The sequence below is a fragment of the Dyadobacter sp. HNCC25DJ184 genome, from assembly GCF_056895215.1.
Map to the genome: position 1 here is coordinate 137,312 of NZ_JBXHAQ010000003.1, position 23,697 is coordinate 161,008.

The following is a 23,697-nucleotide window of genomic DNA, read 5'->3' on the forward strand; positions in this document are numbered from 1 at the left end:
TACTATTTAAATGTATGATTCCTTTTAATAGTACTATATCTAATTTAAAGTGAAATATTTTTGAAATTTTATTTACTTTCTTATCTAAATTAATATATGATATGTATTCATGCATCTATATCAAATAGTACATACCATACTTTTTTAAAGCATTAAAAGTCCAATAAGTATAAAAGCAACTGTAACAATTTCCTTAGGTTATACGGGCTGGTTCGCACGTCATCTAGAGTTGACCATTCCCGAAATATTTACATTTCTTTCGTTACCTACCTTCAAATCATCCTTAGTAAAGTTCAGAATCTATTTCGTGGCTGCCATATCCCATAAGGAGTTCAGATGATGCTGGTACCACAATATCACTTTTCATAAGATTAATTCTTTTTAAACTTTCAGATAGTATTATACATATTAACCTATTTATTAATTTATTTTGGTTACGTACTTTTGATATGTATTAAACATTCATAAAAAGCACTCACCAATTCTTCAATCATCAGTACACAACCATTATATTTGGCTTTCGCTAAATTCACTTATAATGGACAAACCAGTTCACAAGCTTTTCCTTCTGGATGCGATGGCATTGATATACCGTGCGCACTTTGCGTTTATCAAGGCCCCACGAATTACATCCAAAGGACTTAATACCAGTGCGGTGTTTGGATTTACCAACGCCTTGCTGGAAGTTTTGCAAAAAGAAAAACCGACACATATCGGCGTTGCCTTCGATACGGCAGCTCCAACATTCAGACATATCCAATATGAAGCATATAAGGCCCAACGTGATGCTCAGCCTGAGGATATCACAGTTGCCATTCCCTATGTAAAAAAGTTGCTCGAAGCAATGTGTATTCCGATTCTTGTATTGGACGGCTACGAGGCCGATGATATTATCGGAACAATCGCAAAAGCCGCCTCACGCGAAAATTTTGAGGTTTACATGATGACGCCCGACAAAGATTATGGGCAATTGGTGGAGCAGCATGTGAAGATATATAAGCCTGCTTCTTTTGGGAAAGGGCCGGAGGTATTAGGTGTTCAGGAAATTCTGGATCGCTGGCAAATCAAACGGATTGACCAGGTGGTTGATATTCTGGGGCTGATGGGTGACGCAGTTGACAATATACCGGGAATACCGGGTGTCGGCGAAAAAACGGCACAAAAATTGATTGAAGAATATGATACTATTGAGAATATCCTCGACCATGCCGATGAAATAAAAGGTAAGCTGGGCGAGAAAGTCCGGGAAAATAAAGACAAAGCGATACTGAGCAAGCAACTGGCGAGAATCGAGCTAAATGTCCCCGTTACATTTGATGCCGAAGACCTGACCGTATGTTCTCCTGACACTGACAAGATCGTTGCACTTTTCGATGAATTAGAGTTTAAAACTTTAAAAGTCAGGATATTAGGAAGCGGAACAACTGCCCCAATAGCAACTCCCAAACAAAAAACTTCAGAAGCGCAGGGTCAGCTGGACTTGTTTGGAGGCGGTGCGAAAGCCAGTACTTCTACGGCGGAAGAAGTTGTGCTCTCAGAAGATGGCACTGAACTTGACATCAGCTACTCGGGACCAAAAAGATCAATTGATAATACTTTTCATAGATATCATACTGTTGACACGGAGGAAACAATGAAGAGTCTGGCTCGCTTCCTGAGTTTACAGACCGCATTTTGTTTTGATACAGAAACGACTTCACTGGATACGCTGGACGCAGAATTGGTAGGATTGTCCTTTGCCTATCTCCCGGGAGAAGCATTTTATATTCCTGTTCCCTCAGATCAGGGAGTGGCTCAGCAGATCGTCAATATTTTCAAAGAAGTTTTTGAAAATGAAGCAATTGAGAAGATTGGACAAAACATCAAATACGATATTCTAGTCCTGAAAAATTATGATATTGATGTAAGAGGTAAGCTTACGGACACGATGTTGGCCCATTATCTGATAGAACCGGATAAACGTCATGGAATGGATTTGCTTTCTGAGCACTATCTCAACTATACACCAGTTTCTATTACCGAATTGATTGGTAAAAAGGGTACTAAGCAGGGTAATATGCGCGACGTGGCGATCCCCGAAATCACACAATATGCAGGAGAAGACGCCGACGTAACGCTACAGTTAAGCCATATATTGATCAAGGAACTGAGCGCCAAAAATGGCACTAAATTGTTCGAGACTGTTGAAATGCCGCTGGTTCAGGTACTTTCGGCGATGGAATATACCGGCGTCAAAATTGATATTAACGCGCTGGCTGAAATGTCCAGGGAATTGGAAAACGATATGCGCTTGACGGAAACGCAGATTTTCGAAACTGCAGGCATGAGTTTCAATATTAGTTCGCCAAAACAACTCGGTGAGGTGCTTTTTGAAAAAATGAAGCTAATCGACAAGCCGAAGAAAACCAAAACCGGCCAGTATGCAACCGGCGAAGATATACTTTCCGAGTTGGAAAATGAGCACGTTATCGCCAGGAAAATATTGGATTTCAGAGAATTGCAAAAATTGAAGTCAACGTACGTTGATGCCTTGCCGACGATGGTCAGTAGCCGGACAGGGAGAATTCATACTTCATATAATCAGGCAGTTGCAGCGACTGGCCGTTTGAGCTCAACCAATCCCAATCTTCAGAATATTCCAATCAGAACGCCAAGAGGACGGGAAATACGGAAAGCATTTATCCCTTCCAATGACGAATTCAGCATCATGTCTGCGGATTACTCGCAGATTGAATTGCGGATCATGGCGGCTGTGAGCGAAGATAAGAGTATGATCGAGGCGTTTAACCAGGGACGTGATATTCATGCAACCACGGCAAGTAAAGTTTTCAAGGTGCCATTGGAAGAAGTCAGCTCGGACATGCGCCGGAAAGCTAAAATGGTCAATTTTGGTATTATTTATGGTATATCGCCGTTCGGCCTTGCGCAGCGTCTGGCCATTCCACGTGGTGAAGCCTCGGAAATTATAAACTCCTATTTTGCAGAATTCCCTTCTGTAAAAAGCTACATGGATCGCGTGATCAATGAGGCTCGGGAACATTTATATGTCGAGACGATTTTGGGACGGCGGCGATACCTCGCCGATATCAATTCCAGAAATCAGACCAACCGGGGATATGCGGAACGAAATGCTATAAATGCGCCAATTCAGGGTTCAGCGGCGGATATGATCAAAGTGGCGATGATCAACATTCACGATTTCATGCAAGCTGAAAAATTAAAATCACGCATGATTCTTCAGGTTCACGATGAATTGGTTTTTGAGGCTCACAAAGATGAAATCCCGCTATTAAAGGAAAAAGTGGACGACCTCATGCGCAACGCAATACCGCTGGCCGTCAAAATGGAAACCGGAATCGGCATTGGAACGAACTGGCTGGAAGCACATTAAGTTTAACCTCTTGCACGATATCAAAAACTCAGTCTTCCCGGGCTGAGTTTTTTTGCTTTATAATTTAACAATTACTTTACAGTAATTTCTAAGACGCCCACCCAACATGAGAGTAATTTGCAACTCTTTAAATCCAACCAGACATAATAACGTTGATTTTCGATTTGAAAAACAAAACAGAACTTAACGAATTCCAAACTGCATTTTTCCTCAAAATATTGACTAACAGAAAATTAGTAACTAATTTACTACACCGGCCTTCGTCAATAATGGCCTGTATGCAAAAATGTATGGTAATACGTTGGTAGCGCGATTCTGTGTCCCAATGTTAAGTTTTTCTTAACCATTTCTCACCTCAAAGACTTCTGCCTATGACGAAATTCAAGCCCTGATTGCCTTAAACGAAACAGCATTCGTAAACTGCTGACATGACTATCTAAAAAATAGTTTACTACTCACTAACCTAAATTTTATGCTAAACTCTATATTATCCAGAAACTCATTTCTGAGTTATCTGCTATGTCCCGGGGTCCTCGTCTGTTCCTCCCTGATTCCCGCGCAAGTCAACGCGTTTCCAACTACGATTTCTGCTCCGTTTGAAAAGGCCATCTCCGGCAAAATAACTGATGAAAACGGAATGGGACTGCCAGGAGTAAGTGTGGTCGTGAAGGGAAGCACCATTGGTACTATATCCGATTCCGAAGGACGATATATCCTGAATATTCCTGACAACGCCAATGCTTTGATTTACTCATATGTTGGGTATATGCCAAAGGAATTGCCGGTTGGCAATTCACTCGTTATTGACGTCCAAATGATTGTTGACGTTCGGAATCTGAATGAGGTGGTCGTTACTGCCCTTGGTATTAAGCAGGAAACCAAGCGATTAGGGTATGCCGTGCAGGAATTGAAAGGAGGCGACCTTGATAAAGCGCGGGAAACCAACTTTGTAAGCGGTCTTGCCGGTAAAGTGGCAGGTGTGCAGGTCATGAGCAGCCCGAGCGGTATCGGCGGTTCTGCAAGAATCACAATCAGAGGAGATAAGTCTCTGGATATCAATAAGAATCAACCATTGTTTGTCATCGACGGGGTTCCAATCACGAACGAACTGACCGGTTCTAGTGGAAATTCGTATCAGGAAATCGATTATGGAAATGGTGCTGCACAGATTAATCCGGATGATGTAGAATCAATGACGGTTTTGAAAGGTGCCAACGCCGCAGCCCTATATGGTTCCCGGGCAGCAAACGGGGTAATCGTTATCACTACCAAATCGGGTAAAAACAGCAAAGGACTGGGCGTGAGTGTAAACGCGGGCCTGACTTTTGAAAACCCTCTGGTATTACCGAAATTTCAAAGAACATATGGTCAGGGAAACAATGGTTTATTCAGTTTTGTGGATGGTAACGGCGGTGGTGTCAGCGACGGTGTGGATGAAAGCTGGGGTCCTAAAATGGACGGCAGCCTGATTGCGCAACACGACTCGCCTACGTCTAACGGGTACAGAGGAGGAGATATCTCACTGATCGACGATGGCGGGCTGGGAACTGCGGCAGATATGGCTGCTCGTGGTACGATCACCCCTACTCCTTTTGTTCCGGGCAATAATCTGAAAGACTTTTACGAAACCGGAATCACTTCCAATACAAATGTTTCGGTAACCGGCGCAAACGAAAAAGGTGATTTCAGACTTTCTTATACACTTTTGGACCAAAAAGGTATTATCCCAAATACGGATCTCAAACGGAATACTTTTTCTCTAAACTCCGGGTATAACCTTTCGCCGAAATTAACGGTAAGGATGTCAGCCAATTATGTGAATTCAGCCAGCGATAACCGGCCCAATTTGACTTACGGAACCGAAAGTATTATCTACTTGCTACATTGCTGGATGGGTCAGCACGTGGATTTGAATAGCCTGAAAGACTACTGGATTCCAGGTATGGAAAACCGTCAGCAGTTTAACTTTAACTATAATTACCACGACAACCCTTACTTCAATTTGTACGAAAACACGAACAGCCAAAGTGCCAATCGTGTATATGGAAATATCGCGGTTAAGTATGCCTTTACAGACTGGCTTAGCTTGCAGGTAAGGGCCGGTACTGACTTCAATAATGATCTGAGAAAGAGACGTCGCGCATTCAGCACGCAGCGCTTTCCATTCGGAAGTTATCGCGAAGAGCGTGTTAAAAACAGCGAGTCTAACTTCGACTTTTTGTTGAGTGCTAACAAAGAATTTAACGAAAAGTATTCGTTCGGATTTAACCTTGGAGGAAACCGTCAGATCAGCAAGATGAACAATCTTTCGGTAACAGCACCTCAGCTTTTGATTCCGGGTATATACAGCTTTAATAACACCAAGGTTGCGTTGGTTAGCTCTATATATGACGGTAATAAAGTGATTAACAGCTTATACGGTTCAGCGCAGTTTGGTTTTAACAACTACTTGTTCCTGGACGTAACAGCCAGAAATGACTGGTCGTCGGCATTGACTTTGCCTGCGGCAGTTGATACCCTCGGCAATACTGTTAATTCTTACTTCTACCCTTCTGTGTCGTTGAGCGGTATTGTCTCGGATATGATCAAATTCCCGGAATGGGTTTCGTTTGGAAAGGTTCGTACCAGTTTGGCGCAGGTTGGTAATGACACCGATCCATACCGCTTTACAGCAGGATATGGCCGCTCTGACCCTTGGGGCGACTATCCGGTTTATACCTCGTCCAACTCTCTGGTTAACTACAATTTGAAACCAGAAATCAGTACATCCTTTGAAATTGGTACGGAATGGCGTTTTTTCAAAAGCCGTGCAGGAGTTGACTTTACGTTTTACAATATCAATACCCGCAATCAGATCCTGCCTTCTGTGCCTGTTTCCATTACATCCGGATATTCCAACCGTATCGTGAATGCAGGAGAAATCAGGAACTATGGGTTTGAGGTGATGTTGAATGGAACACCAGTTCAGGTGGGAGATTTTAAATGGGATATTAATATCAACTGGTCAAGGAATCGCAGTAAAGTGATCGAGTTTGATGGTGATGTTCAAAATTACCAGATGGTGAGCCGTCATGGGGTTTCTATCCAGGCGCGTGTGGGAGAAAGAATGGGCGATATGTATGCGATCGGCTTGAAAAAAGTGGATGACGAAAGCAGCCAATACTACGGTAAGCAGATTTTCAATGACAACGGTCGTTTTGTCGGAACGAGCGATCTGATCAAGGTTGGGAATTACAACGCCGACTGGATGGCTGGAATTCGCAATACTTTCACTTACAAAAATATCAGTCTGAGCGGGTTACTTGACATTCGTCACGGTGGGCAGGTTTTCTCTGAAACATTTGTAGTTGGTTTGGAAGCTGGTCAGTTAATTGAGACAATGGAAGGCCGTGCTAACGGATATGACCTTAGTGTTCAGGGAAATGGTGTGATTGGCGACGGAGTTATTCAGAATGCCGACGGAAGCTATCGCGTGAACGATGTGAAATTGACTGCTCGAGAATATCACCAGTCGAGAACCGGAAACAGGGATATTCCTCAGGGCGGGATTTTCAATGCATCGTACGCAAAACTGCGCGAGGTTCGTCTTGGATATGCCGTTCCAGCCAAATTCCTGAACAAAGCGCGGATCAAAGGTCTGAACGTTTCAATAGTTGGCCGGAACCTTGCCGTTTGGAGCAAAGTGCCGCATATTGATCCCGAAACGTCTTCATTAAGTGGTGGGACCATCATTCCGGGTATTGAGTCTGTGGGGATGCCTACGACGCGTAGCTGGGGTTTCAATGTTGGTTTTAACTTCTAATCTCAAACCGAAAATTGTATGAAAAAGATAAAATTATATATCGCACTTTTAACGGCTGGTCTGTTCTTCCTGCCCGCCTGTACGGACGATTATGTTGAGAAAAATACGGATCCCAATGCGATCACAGATGTAACGGCAGACCTTTTGCTTCCGGGGATTATCCGGACGTCGGTCAATGAAATGGTGGGTCAAAGTTGGGGAATTGGCAATATCGTGATTCAGCATACAGCCAAAATCCAGTTTGTTTCGGAAGACAGATATACCTGGGGCGATCGCGATGGACTTTGGGAAAATATGTACGGCAATATGCGTAACGTGAGGCTGCTCCTGCAACTGAGCGAACAAAATAACGCCAATAATTACAAAGGTGTCACTTTGATTTTGCGCGCATGGATGTATTCGCTACTGACTGACGCATATGGCGATATCCCATATTCTGAGGCTACCGACGGGGTGACTGGTATTTTACAACCCAAATATGACACGCAGGAAACGGTATATAATGGCATTCTTGCCGACCTGAAAACTGCTAATGAAATATTAGGTTCAGGCGAAACCGTGGTTGGTGATTTGATCTATGGGGGTGATGTATCTAAATGGAAAAAACTGGCCAACTCTTTAAGAATCAGATACCTGATGCGTATATCGGACAGAAAAGACGTGAAGGCAGAGATTCAGGCCATCCTGGATAACCCGACAGCGACTCCGATTTTCACCGGGAATGCAGATAATGCTACGCTGACTTATCTGACTTCGGCGCCGAACCAGTTTCCGTTATACACCTCACGGTCAGGCTCTTTTGATGAGTTCCGACTGAGTAAAAATCTGGGTGACAAGCTCACTGCCTTCAACGACCCGAGAATCGCCACGTTCGCACAGCCCACCGACGCCTCCGCGGCTGCCGGAAAGCCGGCTTACATTGGTGTTCCCAATGGATTGAACGAAGTGGACGCCCTTGCTTATAACGGTGGGCCGAACAATGTCTCTCGCGTGGGTTCACTCTTTTTCAAAGGTTCGATCACGGAAAGAGGTTTGGATGTAGCAAAGGGCTATATCATGGGATATCCCGAACTTCAATTTATCCTTGCAGAAGCGACCAAAAAGAATCTGATCACCGGCGAAACCGCGAAAGATTATTACGAAAATGGAGTGAAAGGAGCATTTGAATATGTGGATGTTCCGATGCCAGCCGACTATCTTTCTCGCACTGATATCATGTACAACGAGGCCAATGCTTTGACATTGATCGGGACACAGAAATGGATATCCCTATTCTTCACGGGCCTTGAAGCGTGGTTTGACTGGAGACGAACCAATATCCCGTCGGTAGTTCCGGGTGCGGATAATGTAAACAACGATAAAGTTCCGGTTCGGTTTGCATATCCAAGAAGCGAGCAGACGCTCAATCCGGGCAGCTTAAATGAGGCTGTGACACGTCAGGGAGCTGATAACTACAATACAAAGGTTTGGTGGGATGTGAATTAAGGATAAAAACCTTAGAAATTGTAAATAAGAAGCACATCATTTTACCGAAAACGGCGGGGAGTCATCGATTCCCCGCCGTTTCTTTTTAAATGCTATTTTAATCTGTTCGGTCATATATATCAGCAGAGACCTACCGGAACGCGATATTGTACTATACTGGTATCCGCTAAATTAAAATACAATTAAAAACAAGAATTTGATTTGGCAATATCTAAAAGAAACAGTACTATTTGTAAAGTTATACTACACAATACAAAGTAGTATCCAATCGACTACTTTCAACAACTATATTTGGCCAAAGGAGTAACTAGTGAAATATCAGCTACATACATAGGAAATTCAAAGATTCATCACTACTCCTCCACTACACACCTATTTATTCATAATTGCTTAATATTTCAGTAATACTAAACAAATACTTTTACCATGTTCATTACCCACTATTGAACTTTTAGAAGAAGGCAATTTGATCAACCCGAGTTTAAAATTTAATCCAAACCTAGTCCAAAGTGTATGAAACGACGTTTACCCTGCAGGCAATCCCTGCGTCTTCACCACCTGCTCATGACCATTTCGCTAATGGTCGGTGCCCTTTGTTCCATTCCCGTCCTTGCACAGGAGCGAACAGTTGAAGGTACCATTACGTCCCAGGCTGACAATCAGCCTCTTCCCGGCATTTCGGTTGTTGTGAAAGGAACAACGAAAGGCACAAATTCAGATGCCAACGGAAAATTCAGCATTGGTATTCCCAACGACGGCGTGACATTGATCTTTTCTGCAATCGGTTTTACGACTCAGGAGGTACACACGGGCAACAAATCCCGGCTGGATATTAGTATGGTAACCGACACCCGCGAACTGAACGAGGTGGTCGTTACTGCCTTGGGTATCAAAAAAGAGGTTAAAAAAATTGGTTATGCCGTTCAGGAAATTAAAGGCGAAGACCTGACGATGGCAAGAGACCAAAATCCGGTTACTGGTTTGACTGGTAAAATCGCCGGTTTATCGGTGGGACCTTCTTCCGAAATGTTGAGAAAGCCAACCGTGATCCTTCGAGGTAATGAAATCAACCTATATGTAGTTGATGGTGTGCCTATTAGCTCCGACACATGGAACATCAGTCCCGATGATATCGAAACTTACACAGTATTGAAAGGACCAACCGCCGCAGCTCTCTACGGAAGCAGAGCGCAGTATGGCGCGATTCTGATCACGACCAAAAAAGGCGGAAAGAAAAAAGGCTGGACAGTAGAACTGAATTCAACCAACGCGATGGACAAAGGCTTCTTGGCATTTCCGAGAACGCAGGATGAATATGGTGGCGGTGAAAACCAGCTATATGCTTTTGGCGATGGTAAAGGTGGCGGTTTGAACGACAACGACTATGACGTATGGGGTCCAAAGTTCAGAGGGCAATTAATTCCTCAATATGATGGTAAATATGACCCGAACACAGAGTATTCGACCACTTTTCCCGGCGGATATGTTTACAAGGGGCATATCGAGCCCACGCCATATGTGGCACGCGGAAAGAACAACCTTAAAAGATTTTTGAAACCAGGTTTTCAAAGCACCAACAATATTTCGTTGAGCACCACTGGCGACAATTACAATTTGCGTTTCTCGGTTTCGCACTCGCATCAGGAAAGTATCATCCCGAACAATAAGCTGAATATTACCAATTTTAACTTATATGGATCTTTCAGCCCTACGACACGTTTGAAAATCGATGCGAATCTGAACTTCAACCGTCAATATTCGCCCAATTTCCCTGATGTAGATTATGGCCCGAACAGTTTGCTATATAACGTGGCGATCTGGACCGGTGCTGACTGGGACGTGGACGCGCCGGATATCAAAGGAATCTGGAAAGACGGTCAAGTAGGAACTCAATCCGTTTTTGCGGAATACCAGCGTTACCACAACCCATGGTTTCAGGTGAATGAGTGGAAACGTGGCCATTACAAAACGGATGTGTTTGGCTATGTGTCAGGAAATTACAAGATCAATGACAACCTGAATGTCAATGCGCGTACGCAAATCACTACTTACAACCTGCTTCGTACCGAGAAAATGCCCTACTCTGCTCACCCATATGGCCGCGAGCAAAACAAAGGTGATTACCGCGAAGACCGCCGCGATTTGTTTGAAAACAATAGTGACGTTCAGTTGAATTATAATTACAATGCAGGCTCGTTCATCAATTTGTCTGGTTTTGTAGGCGGAAATGCAAGGCTGTTTACTTATAACTCTTCCTTTACTTCTACTGATTACCTGAGTGTTCCGGGTGTATATGCTTTCAGTAACTCATTGAACCCGGTACAAGCCAGCAGTTTCAACTCCGCGATGCGGGTATATAGCGCGTATGCGTCTTTGGATGCCTCGTTTGGAAAGTACGCAACTTTGGCGCTGACTGGCCGTGTGGACAAATCGTCTGCTTTGCCGAATGACCACAACAAATATCTGTATCCAAGTGTATCCCTTGCTTCCGTATTAACGGATTATCTGAAAATCCCTGAGTTCATTTCCTTCATGAAAGTGCGTGGTTCATTCGCAGCAATTCACGGCGATGCGACTAACACGCAAGTTGGTGTAGCCCCTTTCAACTCGATCACGGCTTTTGGTGCCAACCCTTCCGGAACATCGCTATTCGATTACCCGCTTGACTATGGAAACAATTATTATTCTCCATATGGCGGTCCGGATTACTCTTTGTCTTCGGTGTATTCTACTGCGAAACCATACAACAACCAGACCGCAGCATATTACACGAGCAACGTCTACGACCCCGATATCAAGACTTTCAACCGTGTAAATTATGAAGCTGGTATTGATTTCAAATTCCTGCAAAACAGACTGGGGTTGAGCCTAAACGGATTTGAGTATATCGACGGTCCGAAAATTCTTCAAAACCCGATATCAACTGCAACTGGATACAGCTACTATTATCTGAATGCGTTGAAAACAAAGAAAACAGGATATGAGATATCTCTGAGCGGTACTCCGATTCAAAAAGGCGGATTTACCTGGGATATGCTGGTCAATGTAAGCTCATTTAAAGAAACATATCTGGAACTCCCTGAGGGACAAACAACTTACGCTACTTATTACCACAAAGGAGACCGTGTAGACAAGTTCTACGGCTCTGATTTTGCAAGAACGACTGACGGCGAAATCATTTACAGAAACAACGGTACTCCGACTGCCAATCCGGTTCCTCAGTTTTTGGGATATCTGAACGCGAAGTATGCCTGGAGTATATATAACAAAGTGAATTTCAAGGGAATCACGCTTGGTTTTCAGTTTGACGGACGTGTTGGCGGGGTAACCTCGGATTATATGCACAATAAAACCATGCGTGGTGGCCGTAACCTGGAAACTGCTACCGGCGACCTGGGTGTAGCCCGCGATCTGGATGATCAACACGCCGGTGATCCAAACTATAAGGGAAGCTATATTGGAAAAGGTGTGGTTTTGGGGCCAGGCCAGGCGATCAACTTTGATTCCAATACCGGCGCAATCCTGAATTACAGTGAGTTGAGCTTCTCTCCAAACACTTATGCCCAGAACGTTCAAACATGGGTGAGTAGCTACTATGACGTTGCAGAATCCAACCTTATGAGCAAAACTTACGCCAAGCTTCGCGAAGTAACATTAGGTTACACGATTCCGGCCAAAGTCCTTGCGAATACTTTTATCAAGAAAATAAGTGTTTCCGTTGTGGGTCGTAACCTGATCTATTTCTACAAGGAAAAACGATTCAAGGATGTAGATCTTGACCAATATAATTACTCGTTAACGGGCACCGGCCTTCAGTCCCCGACTACCCGCAGATATGGTGTAAACGTTAATCTGGTATTCTAATCCGATCAAAATTAAAAGATGAAAAAGCTAATATATCCACGCATTTTACTGCTAATGGCCACTTTGGTGATGGTCAGCTGCGAAGGTAATTTCGACGAACTGAATCAGAATTCAGTTAAACCAACATCTGTTCCGCCGTCGCTATTGTTCAACGGTATCCTCAACGATATCTATGATGCACCCGCTGGCGACAAAGAGAAATGGTCGCAGTACTTTCTTCAAAACTATAATTACTATGGCACGAACGAGTATAATTTCGGCTCTTTGGATGACTACTACAACACGTTGAAAAACGTAGTCAAAATGGAAGAGGAAGCCTCGAAAATATATACGGCCGACATCAACCCATATGAAGCACTCGGCAAGTTCTTCCGGGCATATTTATTTACAAAAATGAGTTTGCAAGCCGGTGATATTCCGATGACGGAGGCGCTGAAAGGCACGGATAACCTGAATCCGGTTTATGATTCCCAAAAAGCAGTATTTATACAGTCCCTTCGCTGGCTTGACGAGTCCAACACAGAGTTGGCACAGCTGATCGCGGCACTTGACAATTCACTTGGAGGTGATATCTACTTTGCAAACGATCTGAAAAAGTGGCAAAAAACGGTAAATACCTTTCGTTTGAGATTACTTATTCATTTGAGTAAAAAAGCGGATGATACCGATTTGAATGTGAAGAGCCAGTTTGCTGCGATCTTGAACAATCCGGCCCAATACCCTCTTATGGCCGGAAGCGAAGATAATTTGCAGTATACTTATCTTACCCCAAACAACTTCTATCCTGAGAACCCTGGCTCATTTGGTTTCGATGCCTTGCGCGAAAATTGTTCGGCAACCTATGTGGGACTGTTGACCAGGTTGAAAGACCCACGTGTTTTTGCAACCACCGAGCCAGCTACTGCGAGGGTTTCAGCAGGTATGAGTCCAACGAGCTTCGATGCATTTATTGGCGCAGATCCAGGTGAAGATCTGGGTAGTATGTATGTAAAAGCCAATGCAGGCGAGTACTCGTTGATCGGGCGTAAAAGATACTATTCGACTTATACCGGCGAGCCAAGTATTCAAATCGGATACCCTGAAATGTGTTTCAATATTGCCGAAGCCATCAACCGCGGCTGGGTGGCTTCCGGCCCCGCCGGATCCGCTGCCGATTACTATAAAGCGGGTATCCTGGCTTCATGGGCATCCTATTCCATCCCTGCATCAGGCACATATACAGCCAGTTTCCTGAAATCAGGTAGTCCCGGATCGACTGCTGTTTACAATACTTATCCCATCACGACCAACTTCGACAGCTACTATGCTCAAGCGAATGTTCAGTACCCGGGTAATACGGCAGCTGGTCTAAAGGTGATTCTGGAACAAAGGTATCTGGCCTTGTTCAGACATTCAGGTTTGGAATCGTATTACACTTATCGTCGTACCGGCGTCCCAACTTTCACTACTGGCCCAGGTACCGGAAACGGGGAAAGAATTGCGTTGAGATTCAAGTATAACGAAAACGAACGGAGCGCCAATACTGCAAATTATAACGCCGCGCTTTCTGCACAATACGCTGGCAATGACGACATAAACGGTGTGATGTGGATTATTAAATAGTCGAGCTGAAATATCGAAGAAAATAGATATCGTTCTCTTTCAGTTAATTACGGGAACTAAAGGTCAATAGCTAAACGCTAACAGCTCAAATCTTTCCCCTCAAAAGGTGGCTCGTTTATTCGGGTCACCTTTTGTTTTGTTACCAGTTGATCAAATATTTAAACGCCAGTCATTTAAATACCTTCATGTTTTAGATTAAATGATAATTAATCGCAATATTATCACAATTTTTTTTCCGTAATTAGCTTTTTAATTGTAAACAATACACTTATTATTAAGATGCATCCATTGTTCAACAGAATCTCCTTGCTCCTCTTGTCGTGTCCGCTGGCAGTCATGGCCCAGGAAGGGAGTAAAAACTATTCCCAACTCGAATTAAAAGACCTTTCCTCTTTCGAAAAAACAGCTGCCAACTGGTCCGTTCAAGGTGACGTGTCCATGACTCCGGTTGCAGGTTCGAAAGCAAAATTGACCTCAGGAAGCGGTGTGATCGTTGGAAACGCCGGCGACAAGCTTGTCACCAAACTGAAAGCAACTGATCTCCGGCTGGCACTGGAATTCATGGTATCGCCTGGTGCAGAAGGCAATATCATTCTGCCGGGCGGATCGAAGCTTCATATCTCCGACAGCTATAATCAGCCTCAGATCAATGCCAACACGTCTGGATATTTGGAGCTATTCCCGATCCAGAACGCCGCAAAAGCTCCGGGCCTTTGGCAAACTCTGGAATTGGCATATGATGGAAAAGTGGAAAACAAAGCCAATACAGGTCGTTTGAACTGGCTCTCCTTAAACAAAGTGATCGTGCTGGAAACAGTATATATTCCTTTAAAAAGTCAGCCTGCTGGCGGCGAGTCCATTGCTTTTGAAATCACAAAAGGATCAATTGCTTTCAAAAACATTGGATATCAGCTACTTGCAAGCGAAAAACCACTTCAGATCAGTGATTTGAAATACAAAGTTTACAGTGATCAGTGGGATGCAAAGGAATATTCAACACTTGATCACGAAGGCGTCTCCCCTGTTTTGACCCAGGAAGTAAACAAAGGCATGCGCCAGTTTCACCTTGTATATGAAGGCACGATGAACGTGGACGAAGCAGGTGACTATCTCTTTACAAGTATATACTCAGGACCGGTTTTAACCCTGGATATCGACGGTAAAGGCGTGTTGAATACCGGAGAAAGTAGTTCGCAGGAATCGCACTCGGCTATGGCCACTTTATCAAAAGGTAAACATACGTTCAAAATTCATTATTCCCGTTTTCCATGGAGACAACCGGCATTGGGGCTTCGTGTCGAAAAAGCCGGAATCAGAACGTACGACTTGCATACGCTTTCTTCATTGCCAACTCCCGAGCCGAAGCCTACCATTCTTGCCTCGCCCGACAAAAAGCCGGATATGATTCGTTCATTTATTTTGCTGGATGGAGAGAAATACAAAAGAACACATTGTATATCTGTTGGCAGTCCAAATGGCTGGAGTTATACGATGGATCTGAACCGTGGTGCATTGCTACAGGCTTGGAGAGGACAATTTGCAGACGTAACTGAAATGTGGTACGAGCGCGGCGAACCTCAATTGTTATTCCCCGCTGGTTTAACCATACCGGTTTCCGGGAAAAGCTCGATAGCTCAACTAAGTTCTCAGCAAACAGCATGGCCAGATTCTGCCAATGTCAATTATTTAGGTTATAAGATTGATAGCCAGGGATATCCGGGATACTCCTTCGGGATTGGTTCAGGAAAGGTAACGGATCATCTCGTTTCTGGCAACGATGGCATCACCAGAACTTTCAATACAGAAGGAAATGTAGGGTCAGATGTATATGCACTTGCAGCAAGCGGCAAGAATATCTCAGAGGTTTCCGCAGGATTGTACCGGGTCGACAATCGGTATTACGTTCAGGTCGACAAGAAGACGAAGATCATATTGAGAAATGGTGGCGAGGGTCAGGAGCTGATTCTGCCAGTTGCAAACAGCACAAGCTATAAGATGTTCTGGTAGAGCATTTTCTGTCTTATTTTTCTCTATGTCCAAATGAATAATTAAATGAAAAATATACTAGTTACCACTTTTTTTTCTCTTGTGTCAGTGGCCGTTATGGCACAGACCAAAACCAAGTCAGAAGACGACTATTACCGGATTATCACTATTCCGGTTCCCGAAAACGTAAAGCTTGAAATAGGCGGCTTGGCCGTTTTACCAGATGGTCGCGTGGCCGCATCAACGCGTCGTGGGGAAGTCTGGATGATTGGAAATCCCTATCTGAAAGGAGACGGAAAGCCATCCTTCTCGCGGTTTGCTTCAGGTTTGCACGAACCATTAGGGTTACTTTATCGAGGTAAAGACTTTTTGATTTCTCAACGTGGGGAAGTTACCCGTTTGGAAGATACTGATAATGATGGCGTTGCGGATGTATATGATTCTTTTGCCCGTTGGCCTCTTTCCGGAAATTACCACCAATATTCATATGGCCCGGTAAAAATGCCAAATGGTGAAATGCTGGTCACCCTCAATCTGGACTGGATCGGTAAAGGTGCCAGCCAGTCGAAATGGAGAGGCTGGATGTTGAAATTAGGCGAGGATGGCAAGCTCACCCCATATGCTACCGGTCTTCGATCTCCATCCGGATTCGGATCCTATCAAGGCGATATTTTCTACACGGAAAACCAGGGCGACTGGGTAGGTTCGGGAAGAATGACAAATCTTGAAAAAGGAGATTTTGCAGGAAACCCAGCGGGATTGCGCTGGAGCGGCGAAGAGGGCTCTCCGGTTAAACTAAAACCACAGGATATTCCAGATACAGGCGAGCCGATTTATGATGTCTCTAAAAGAGTTCCAGGTATCAAACCACCAGCCATATGGTTCCCGCATACGATTCTGGGTATTTCCACATCGGATTTTAAAGAAGATGTTACAAAAGGCTCATTCGGACCTTTTGAAGGACAAATGTTTGTTGGTGATCAAGGCCATAGTATCATCACCCGTGTTGATATGGAAAAGGTGAATGGCGTATGGCAGGGAGCCGTTTTTGCCTTCCGTGAGGGATTTATGTCAGGGATATTGAGACTGGAATGGGGATTAGACGGATCGTTATTCGTGGGACAAACGAGCCGCGGCTGGTCCGCAACGGGTAAGGAGGAATTCGGTCTTCAACGTCTTGTATGGACTGGAAAAACGCCATTTGAAATGAAGAATATCAGATCAACTCCGGATGGTTTTGATATTACTTTTACCAGCCCAATTGATAAGAAAACCGCTGCCGATGGTGCTTCTTACAAACTGAATAGCTTCACGTACAAGTACCACCATACATATGGAAGCCCAATCGTAAATACTGCCGAAGTTCCTTTAAAAGGTATTATCGTATCGGAAGACGGGTTAAAAGTCAGGCTGGTTGTAGATCCCGCAGCATTGAAAAAAGGATATATCCATGAAATCAAGGCAGAAGGTGTAAAGTCTGTTACCGGAGAGTCAATTGTTCACCCAACTGGCTACTATACCCTGAACGAGATTGCAAAAGGCGCATTATCTAACAGTGGTCAATTTACTACAACTGTTAAAAATGAGCCCGCAGATCATAGCGCGCATGCGTCCATGTCCGGATCGACGCCGGCGTCTACTGCCCCATCTGCGAAAAGAGTAACGGATATGCCTGCAAGCTGGACGAATGGCCCTGATCAGGTGATTACGATCGGAACGGTCCCAGGATTGAAATTTGACATTTCGGAAATACAGGTTAAAGCCGGGAGCAAAATCAAAGTTGTTTTCAATAACAATGATGATATGCTTCATAATCTGGTCATTACAAAACCAGGTCAGGCTAATGCTGTTGGTGAAGCAGGGTTGAATTTGGGTCTGAAAGGCTCAGAAATGAACTACGTTCCCAAGAATGATAATGTGCTGTTCCATACCAATATTGTTGAACCTGAGAAAAGCGAGTCAATATACTTCATTGCGCCTTCTCAGGCAGGTACATACCAGTTTGTATGTACTTTCCCCGGTCACTACACGCTTATGCAAGGTAAGCTGAAAGTTATTAAATGATAATCCCCAACAGGCTGCTGCGATTCACAGCAGCCTGTTTCTTCTCCTCCCGTTTCCGCTTAATAGTGCTGTTTAATTAAGGAGAATACGTTTGTACTCAACTTTCGATATGAAAATTAGAAGATAAAATTACACGCTAACAATACACACAAATTGAATCGCTCTTCCCATCATATTGAATCTACTGAAAACCAAGGTGATCTGTGGAAAAAATTCAAATCCGGCGACTCAGCCAGTTTGGGGCAACTCGCCCAGCTTCACTACAGGGCTCTGTATAACTACGGAACAAAATTCTCATCCGATCCTGATCTCATCCGCGACTGCCTTCAGGAAATGTATCTCGAACTTTGGGAACGGCGGGCTTTTCTCTCCGAAACTGCGTTTGTGAAGTCGTATCTTTTCAAGGCTCTGCGGCATAAGATTATAAAAGAAAGTGTTCGTTTAAAACGAATTACACATGTAACCGAAGCCGAATTCAACCATGAAGAGGCCGCTTTTCCGATTGAATCGGTCATCATTGAAGACGAAGAGCTTAATCACCAGAAAAGCAAAATCAAACATATTATCTCCAGCCTTTCCAAACGTCAACAGGAGATTGTCTACTTAAGATTTTACCAAAACCTCGAATATGACGATATAGCGCATATTATGGGCCTCGGCAGACAAAGTATCGCAAATCTGATTTATCGAGCGTTAAAGGAAATAAAAGACTGTTGGCACGCGGTGGAGTATATGGTTTTGTTGGTTATTTCTGGCTTGATATAGTTTCCAGGCAATACAAGTTCTATTACCCTCTAATTCGGGCCTGCTAATGGGAATATATAACTATCGGAATTCGGGATGAGACCATGCCACCACTTCGTGGTTAAGTTTTTTTGCTCAGCCTATTTTGCTGTAATAGTTTCAGTCCCTCAGACTTTCTAAGATTGCGTCGTAGCTTTTTTCATCTTTGAGCCATTTACCTCTAATAATGTGAGTTCTTGAGACTATCGATAACCACGGAGAGGTGATATTATTATAGAAAGATTATTTTCTGCACTACTATAACCCTGAGAGGGTTAGAAATGCTGGACAATTACTAGCAAGCAATCTCAAAAATTAATCGCTCATCTCGCATTCAGCTGGATATAAAGAAAAACGGCGCCTCTTTCGAAGCGCCGTTCATTCCAAAATATTGTTAGTTAAAACTATTTACTTTTCACAAATCTGAGGTTAACTTCCTCTCCATCAACCAATACCTTCACAAAATAGTGCCCATCTGCAAAGCTGGAAATATTCAGGTTGACTTTATTTCTGCCTGATTTCACTGCTGAATTGACAGACTGTAGTTTTTTGCCCGAAGTGTTGTAAGTTTCGATCGTGCATTTTCCAGCTGCTCTGGATGTAAATTCAATGTTCACAAAATCTCTTGCAGGATTGGGAGATACTAATGATGCCAAAATCTGATCATAACGAACGGCAACGATATTACTTTTTTCCGAAGAACCGTCTTTGTCAATCATTTTCAGTTGGTAGTAGTTAAAGCCAAGTGCCGGATTTTCATCCAGAATTGAATACTTGCCTATTCTGCTATCTGTTAAAGCCACTTTTCTGATAACCTGAGGTGTTTTGGCGTTACCATCATATCTGATCACCTCAAATCCTGCTCCGTCTTTTTCATCAACTACATTCCAGGAAAGTTCGATACCTTTCTCCATAGAAACGCCTTTAAAACCAGTGATATAGATCGGAAGCGCACTTCCAACGATTGTGAAAGCCATCGTGCTGGTTGTGGACTTACAAGCCCCACCCTGAATTTCAAGGTTATATTCCCCATCCGGAAGCTCATCGAAGGTAATCGCAGGGCGGTCATTTACCAGGCTTACCCGATTTTGACGTAATACATTCGCTCCGCTCTTCACCTTCCAATCAATTGACGGTACGTCCTGACCGAAGAAATTAAAGGTCAGGCCCTTTGAAGTCGGGTCATATATTCCCATCAAATTAGGCCCCACGGTGCAAGCTGGTCTTGTATCGGTTACCGCAATCGTAAATGCCTGAGAGCTAACAGACGAAGTACAGCTGCCACCTTCGATTTCCAATGTATAATTTCCGTTTGACAAGCTATTGAAGGTCAACGCCGCAGTATTTGAAGAAGTAGCGGCGGTTCCATTGGCGACTACGTTGCTTCCGCTCTTAATTCTCCATATAAGGCTGGTGATATTGGTACCGGCATAGGTAACCGACGCGCTGCTGGCAGTAATGCTTGTAATAGATGAAATCGTTGGCCCACCTGTGCAAGGTCCGGAAGTAATTGTGAATGCAGCGGAGGTAACAGTAGAAGTACAAGATCCGCCTTCAATTTCGAAAGTATAACTTCCAGCCGCTAGTGACGTAAAGGTAATGTTCACTAAAGCACTACTCAACTGACCTGTATTACCTGATCTGACAACATCCCCGCCTGATTTTACCCGCCAGTCAATCGTATTGACACCATCTCCATCAAACTGGAATCGCAATCCTGTCTGGCTCACGTTGCTAACCGTACCCAATGTCGGCCCTCTTCCACATGCACCGCCCGTTACCGTAAAGGTTGTTGATGAAACTGACGAAGTGCAATTTCCACCCTCGATTTCTAATGTGTAATTACCGTTTGTAAGAGCCGCATAAGTGATATCGACGTTCGTACCGCTCAAAGTACCGGTCGTTGCAGACCGCACCTCAGAACCATTTGATTTTATTCTCCATTTGATCGTTGTTACGCCGGTTCCGGTATATGCAAATCGCAGGCCAGTTGGAGTAACGCTGCTAACCGCGCCGACAGTTGGTCCTGCGGCACAACCATTGCCAGGTATTGTGAAAGAAGTGGAAGAGACCGAAGAGGTACAGTTTCCACCTTCGATTTCGAGCGTATAAGTCCCGCTGGCAAGGGATGCATAAGTTATATCCACCGGAGAACTGCTGATGGTGCCGGTTGTGGCAGATCTCACTTCGGTCCCAGCTGATTTTATTCTCCATTTGATCGTCGACACACCACTACCAGTAAATGCAAAACGAAGGCCTGTGGTGCTGACATTGCTTACGCTTCCAACGGTTGGTCCTGATGTACAGTTGTTGGAGCCGACTGGTGTCGCAACTTTGGGAGGATCTGCCCAAAAACAACTTTGAAATTCTAGCTGGTTCAGCGTAAAACCAAGGTTAGGGTTCAGATAGCTGCCATTTTCGTTGTTGAGGATACTTCCGATAAGCCCCATTGAAAGCTGGCTGTAATTCCTGTCGTTGCCCTCGCGATGGAAATTAACCCTCAGCAATCCATCCACAATCAGTGCATAATTGAAAGTTTTTACTCCATCTCCCCCAATATATGTCCCCAACAAAACATCATTTCCAATTAACTTATTGTTACAGGGAATGCCACCGTCTACCGCCGGCTGGAGATAATTGTTACCCATCGTAGTCGGATCTATCGTGTTTACGCAGCCATTTACAATTGCATTTCCTTCAGTATTATTCGGAAAACGATTGGTATCCAGGTGCACAAGAATGGCGATGTTATCAAAAGCCTTATTAATCCTCGTCGGATCGCTGTTCCCGTTCCACCTGATATAAATCCTGTTGTCCTGGATGATCGTATAAACCGCCTGCCCATTGAAATTCCCAAGAAACTCGTCATGAGTCCAGGTTACACCTCCACACGTTACTTGCGTTGCTACTGGTGCGTTGAGAGCGTCGTCAGCTTTAGCCGCCATCAATCCTACTACAACTGCACTACAATAAGCTAACTTTTGTAAAAATCTCAACATCTCGTTAGTCTGTTAGTTAATAATTAAATTTTGATTTCAGCAGCCAGAACAGCCTTTTAAACTCACAACAATTTTATCACGACCTGACGTAGCCGATAGTAAAAAAGAAAGGAAATGTCAGGAAGGAAGTTGTGGAGTGACATTAAAAAATACTATTTACTGGTTTGCTGATGATTGATGAAAAATTTCCTGGTAAATATAGACACAATTTTAATGCACCTATAACTTATTCTACATTTTTATCAAAGCACCGTTGATAATTAGTGTATTTCATAGTCTACAGTAAAATGGCGCTATGTACCGATCCATTGAGCAACAAACAGATAGCCAACTTAAAAAACGCTCATATAGCGCATATTGGGGATATTTTCATACAAAAAATATCAATATTCATATTATCAAATACTTCGGGAACACTAGAAACAGTAATATTTAAAAAAAATATTATATTTTTTGGTTATGTGAGCCATTGGAACCGACATACATATCAGAGTTATCAAAATCCCGATTTCTAAAAGGGATATCAAAATTGTAGAACTTTGTATGGCCCATAACGACCCGCATTCAGACGAATACCAGCATTTTGGCTTCCATGAATTTGCCGCAGACGCCTTTTTTCGCGATTGGGTTCTAAACCCGGACAGCAAAAATGCAATTTTCTGGGAAAACTGGATACGCGAAAATCCATCTAAAAGTGACCTGATAAAACAAGCAAAAGCGTTGGTCCTGGCCTTTGTAGCGGAACACGATCGTTTAGCTGTCGAACCGAACTATGACCAGGAAATCGAGAAAATTGTTCTATTGGCGGAGCAAAGTAAAGTGCGCAAAAGCGCCCGGCGGGGCTTCAAATATCTCCCATTCATCTACAAATTTGCTGCCGCTATTGTTCTCGTTTGCGGCATTTGCTGGACACTTGTCCTGAATGACGGACAACATAAGCATTCATCCAAAGAGGATGCGTCTTATTATTCAGAAATAGTCTCAAAAACCAATACTTCGGAGAAAGAGATGACGGTTCTGCTAAGTGACGGGACCATCGCCATCCTTAAAAAGGGCAGTACTATATCCTATCCACGGCGATTCAACGGGCATAATCGAGCCGTAAGCCTGTCAGGTGAAGCGTTTTTCGATGTGGCCAAAAATAAAGCAAAACCATTTTTGGTATATACCCCGGCTACGGTGGTGCGGGTATTAGGTACAAGTTTCAGGGTACGAGCCTTCGAAAAAGATGATAATAATACTGTGCTCGTAAAAACCGGAAAGGTGTCTGTCTATCCAAAAGAGGACTATGATGAAGAACGCGTTGATCAACGTGGTGGAGTGGTGCTTACTCCCAACCAGCAGGTCGTTTTCAAAACAAAAGAAAAACGACTGGAGAAAGGAAAAATCATTAACCCTCTGTTACTGAATGAATATCAGGAAAATCCGGAGGTTATATTCGATGATATGGCAGTTCCCGAAGTCTTTCGGTCGATGGAAAATCAGTATGGAATCCATATCTCTTTCGATGCAAAAATCTTACAAGGCTGTGCCATCAATGCGCAGTTTAAGGAGGAAAGTCTCAAACAGCGTTTGAATGTAATTTGCCAGGCTATAGGTGCCTCATTCGAAATGACTGACGGACAGATACTTATCCAGACCAAGGGCTGCAATTAATAACTCACCTTACATCCCCAAACTACTTTGCCTATGACATGATCAAAACATTGCCTATTGCCCGC

At 43.8% G+C, this 23,697-nt stretch carries 10 protein-coding genes; 9 read left to right on the forward strand and 1 reads right to left on the reverse strand.

The window, feature by feature from the left end; all coding sequences use genetic code 11:
• Positions 1 to 538: 538 nt before the first annotated feature.
• The 8 genes from polA to AC1XUD_RS05775 all read left to right on the forward strand — a co-directional run bounded on the left by polA (position 539) and on the right by AC1XUD_RS05775 (position 18,959).
• Complete coding sequence (gene polA / locus AC1XUD_RS05740) at positions 539 to 3,391, forward strand: DNA polymerase I (protein ID WP_483360009.1); 2,853 nt, start codon at positions 539 to 541, stop codon at positions 3,389 to 3,391.
• 472 nt (positions 3,392 to 3,863) lie between these two features.
• Positions 3,864 to 7,193, forward strand: coding sequence for a SusC/RagA family TonB-linked outer membrane protein (locus AC1XUD_RS05745; protein WP_483360010.1), 3,330 nt, complete (start codon positions 3,864 to 3,866; stop codon positions 7,191 to 7,193).
• A gap of 18 nt (positions 7,194 to 7,211) precedes the next feature.
• Positions 7,212 to 8,678 carry a SusD/RagB family nutrient-binding outer membrane lipoprotein gene (locus AC1XUD_RS05750; protein ID WP_483360011.1) on the forward strand — a complete coding sequence of 489 codons (1,467 nt, stop codon included), beginning with the start codon at positions 7,212 to 7,214 and terminating at the stop codon, positions 8,676 to 8,678.
• A 513-nt stretch (positions 8,679 to 9,191) separates the two neighbouring features.
• Entirely contained in the window at positions 9,192 to 12,542 is a 3,351-nt protein-coding gene (locus tag AC1XUD_RS05755) for a SusC/RagA family TonB-linked outer membrane protein (protein ID WP_483360012.1), read from the forward strand.
• Positions 12,543 to 12,560: 18 nt separating this feature from the next.
• Positions 12,561 to 14,144, forward strand: a complete 1,584-nt coding sequence (locus AC1XUD_RS05760; protein WP_483360013.1) for a SusD/RagB family nutrient-binding outer membrane lipoprotein — start codon at positions 12,561 to 12,563, stop codon at positions 14,142 to 14,144.
• A gap of 279 nt (positions 14,145 to 14,423) precedes the next feature.
• A complete protein-coding gene (locus AC1XUD_RS05765; RefSeq protein ID WP_483360014.1) occupies positions 14,424 to 16,151 on the forward strand; it encodes a family 16 glycoside hydrolase in 1,728 nt (575 codons plus the stop codon).
• A 45-nt stretch (positions 16,152 to 16,196) separates the two neighbouring features.
• On the forward strand, positions 16,197 to 18,194 hold the full coding sequence (locus tag AC1XUD_RS05770) for a plastocyanin/azurin family copper-binding protein (protein WP_483360015.1): 1,998 nt from the start codon (positions 16,197 to 16,199) through the stop codon (positions 18,192 to 18,194).
• A gap of 153 nt (positions 18,195 to 18,347) precedes the next feature.
• Positions 18,348 to 18,959 carry an RNA polymerase sigma factor gene (locus AC1XUD_RS05775; protein WP_483360016.1) on the forward strand — a complete coding sequence of 204 codons (612 nt, stop codon included), beginning with the start codon at positions 18,348 to 18,350 and terminating at the stop codon, positions 18,957 to 18,959.
• 422 nt (positions 18,960 to 19,381) lie between these two features.
• Here the strand turns inward: AC1XUD_RS05775 and AC1XUD_RS05780 are convergent, their stop codons facing one another.
• A complete protein-coding gene (locus tag AC1XUD_RS05780; protein WP_483360017.1) occupies positions 19,382 to 21,976 on the reverse strand; it encodes a T9SS type A sorting domain-containing protein in 2,595 nt (864 codons plus the stop codon).
• A 543-nt stretch (positions 21,977 to 22,519) separates the two neighbouring features.
• On the opposite strand from AC1XUD_RS05780, the gene AC1XUD_RS05785 reads away from it, so the two are divergent.
• The gene (locus AC1XUD_RS05785) at positions 22,520 to 23,632 is read left to right on the forward strand and encodes a FecR family protein (protein WP_483360018.1); all 1,113 of its coding nucleotides are present in this window, start codon (positions 22,520 to 22,522) and stop codon (positions 23,630 to 23,632) included.
• Positions 23,633 to 23,697: the final 65 nt, after the last annotated feature.

Coding starts and splice junctions, on each gene's coding strand:
- AC1XUD_RS05785 (WP_483360018.1), top strand. CDS start 22,520: ATGGCCCATAACGACCCGCATTCAGACGAATACCAGCATTTTGGCTTC.
- AC1XUD_RS05780 (WP_483360017.1), bottom strand. CDS start 21,976: ATGTTGAGATTTTTACAAAAGTTAGCTTATTGTAGTGCAGTTGTAGTA.
- AC1XUD_RS05750 (WP_483360011.1), top strand. CDS start 7,212: ATGAAAAAGATAAAATTATATATCGCACTTTTAACGGCTGGTCTGTTC.
- AC1XUD_RS05770 (WP_483360015.1), top strand. CDS start 16,197: ATGAAAAATATACTAGTTACCACTTTTTTTTCTCTTGTGTCAGTGGCC.
- AC1XUD_RS05765 (WP_483360014.1), top strand. CDS start 14,424: ATGCATCCATTGTTCAACAGAATCTCCTTGCTCCTCTTGTCGTGTCCG.
- AC1XUD_RS05755 (WP_483360012.1), top strand. CDS start 9,192: ATGAAACGACGTTTACCCTGCAGGCAATCCCTGCGTCTTCACCACCTG.
- AC1XUD_RS05745 (WP_483360010.1), top strand. CDS start 3,864: ATGCTAAACTCTATATTATCCAGAAACTCATTTCTGAGTTATCTGCTA.
- AC1XUD_RS05760 (WP_483360013.1), top strand. CDS start 12,561: ATGAAAAAGCTAATATATCCACGCATTTTACTGCTAATGGCCACTTTG.
- polA (WP_483360009.1), top strand. CDS start 539: ATGGACAAACCAGTTCACAAGCTTTTCCTTCTGGATGCGATGGCATTG.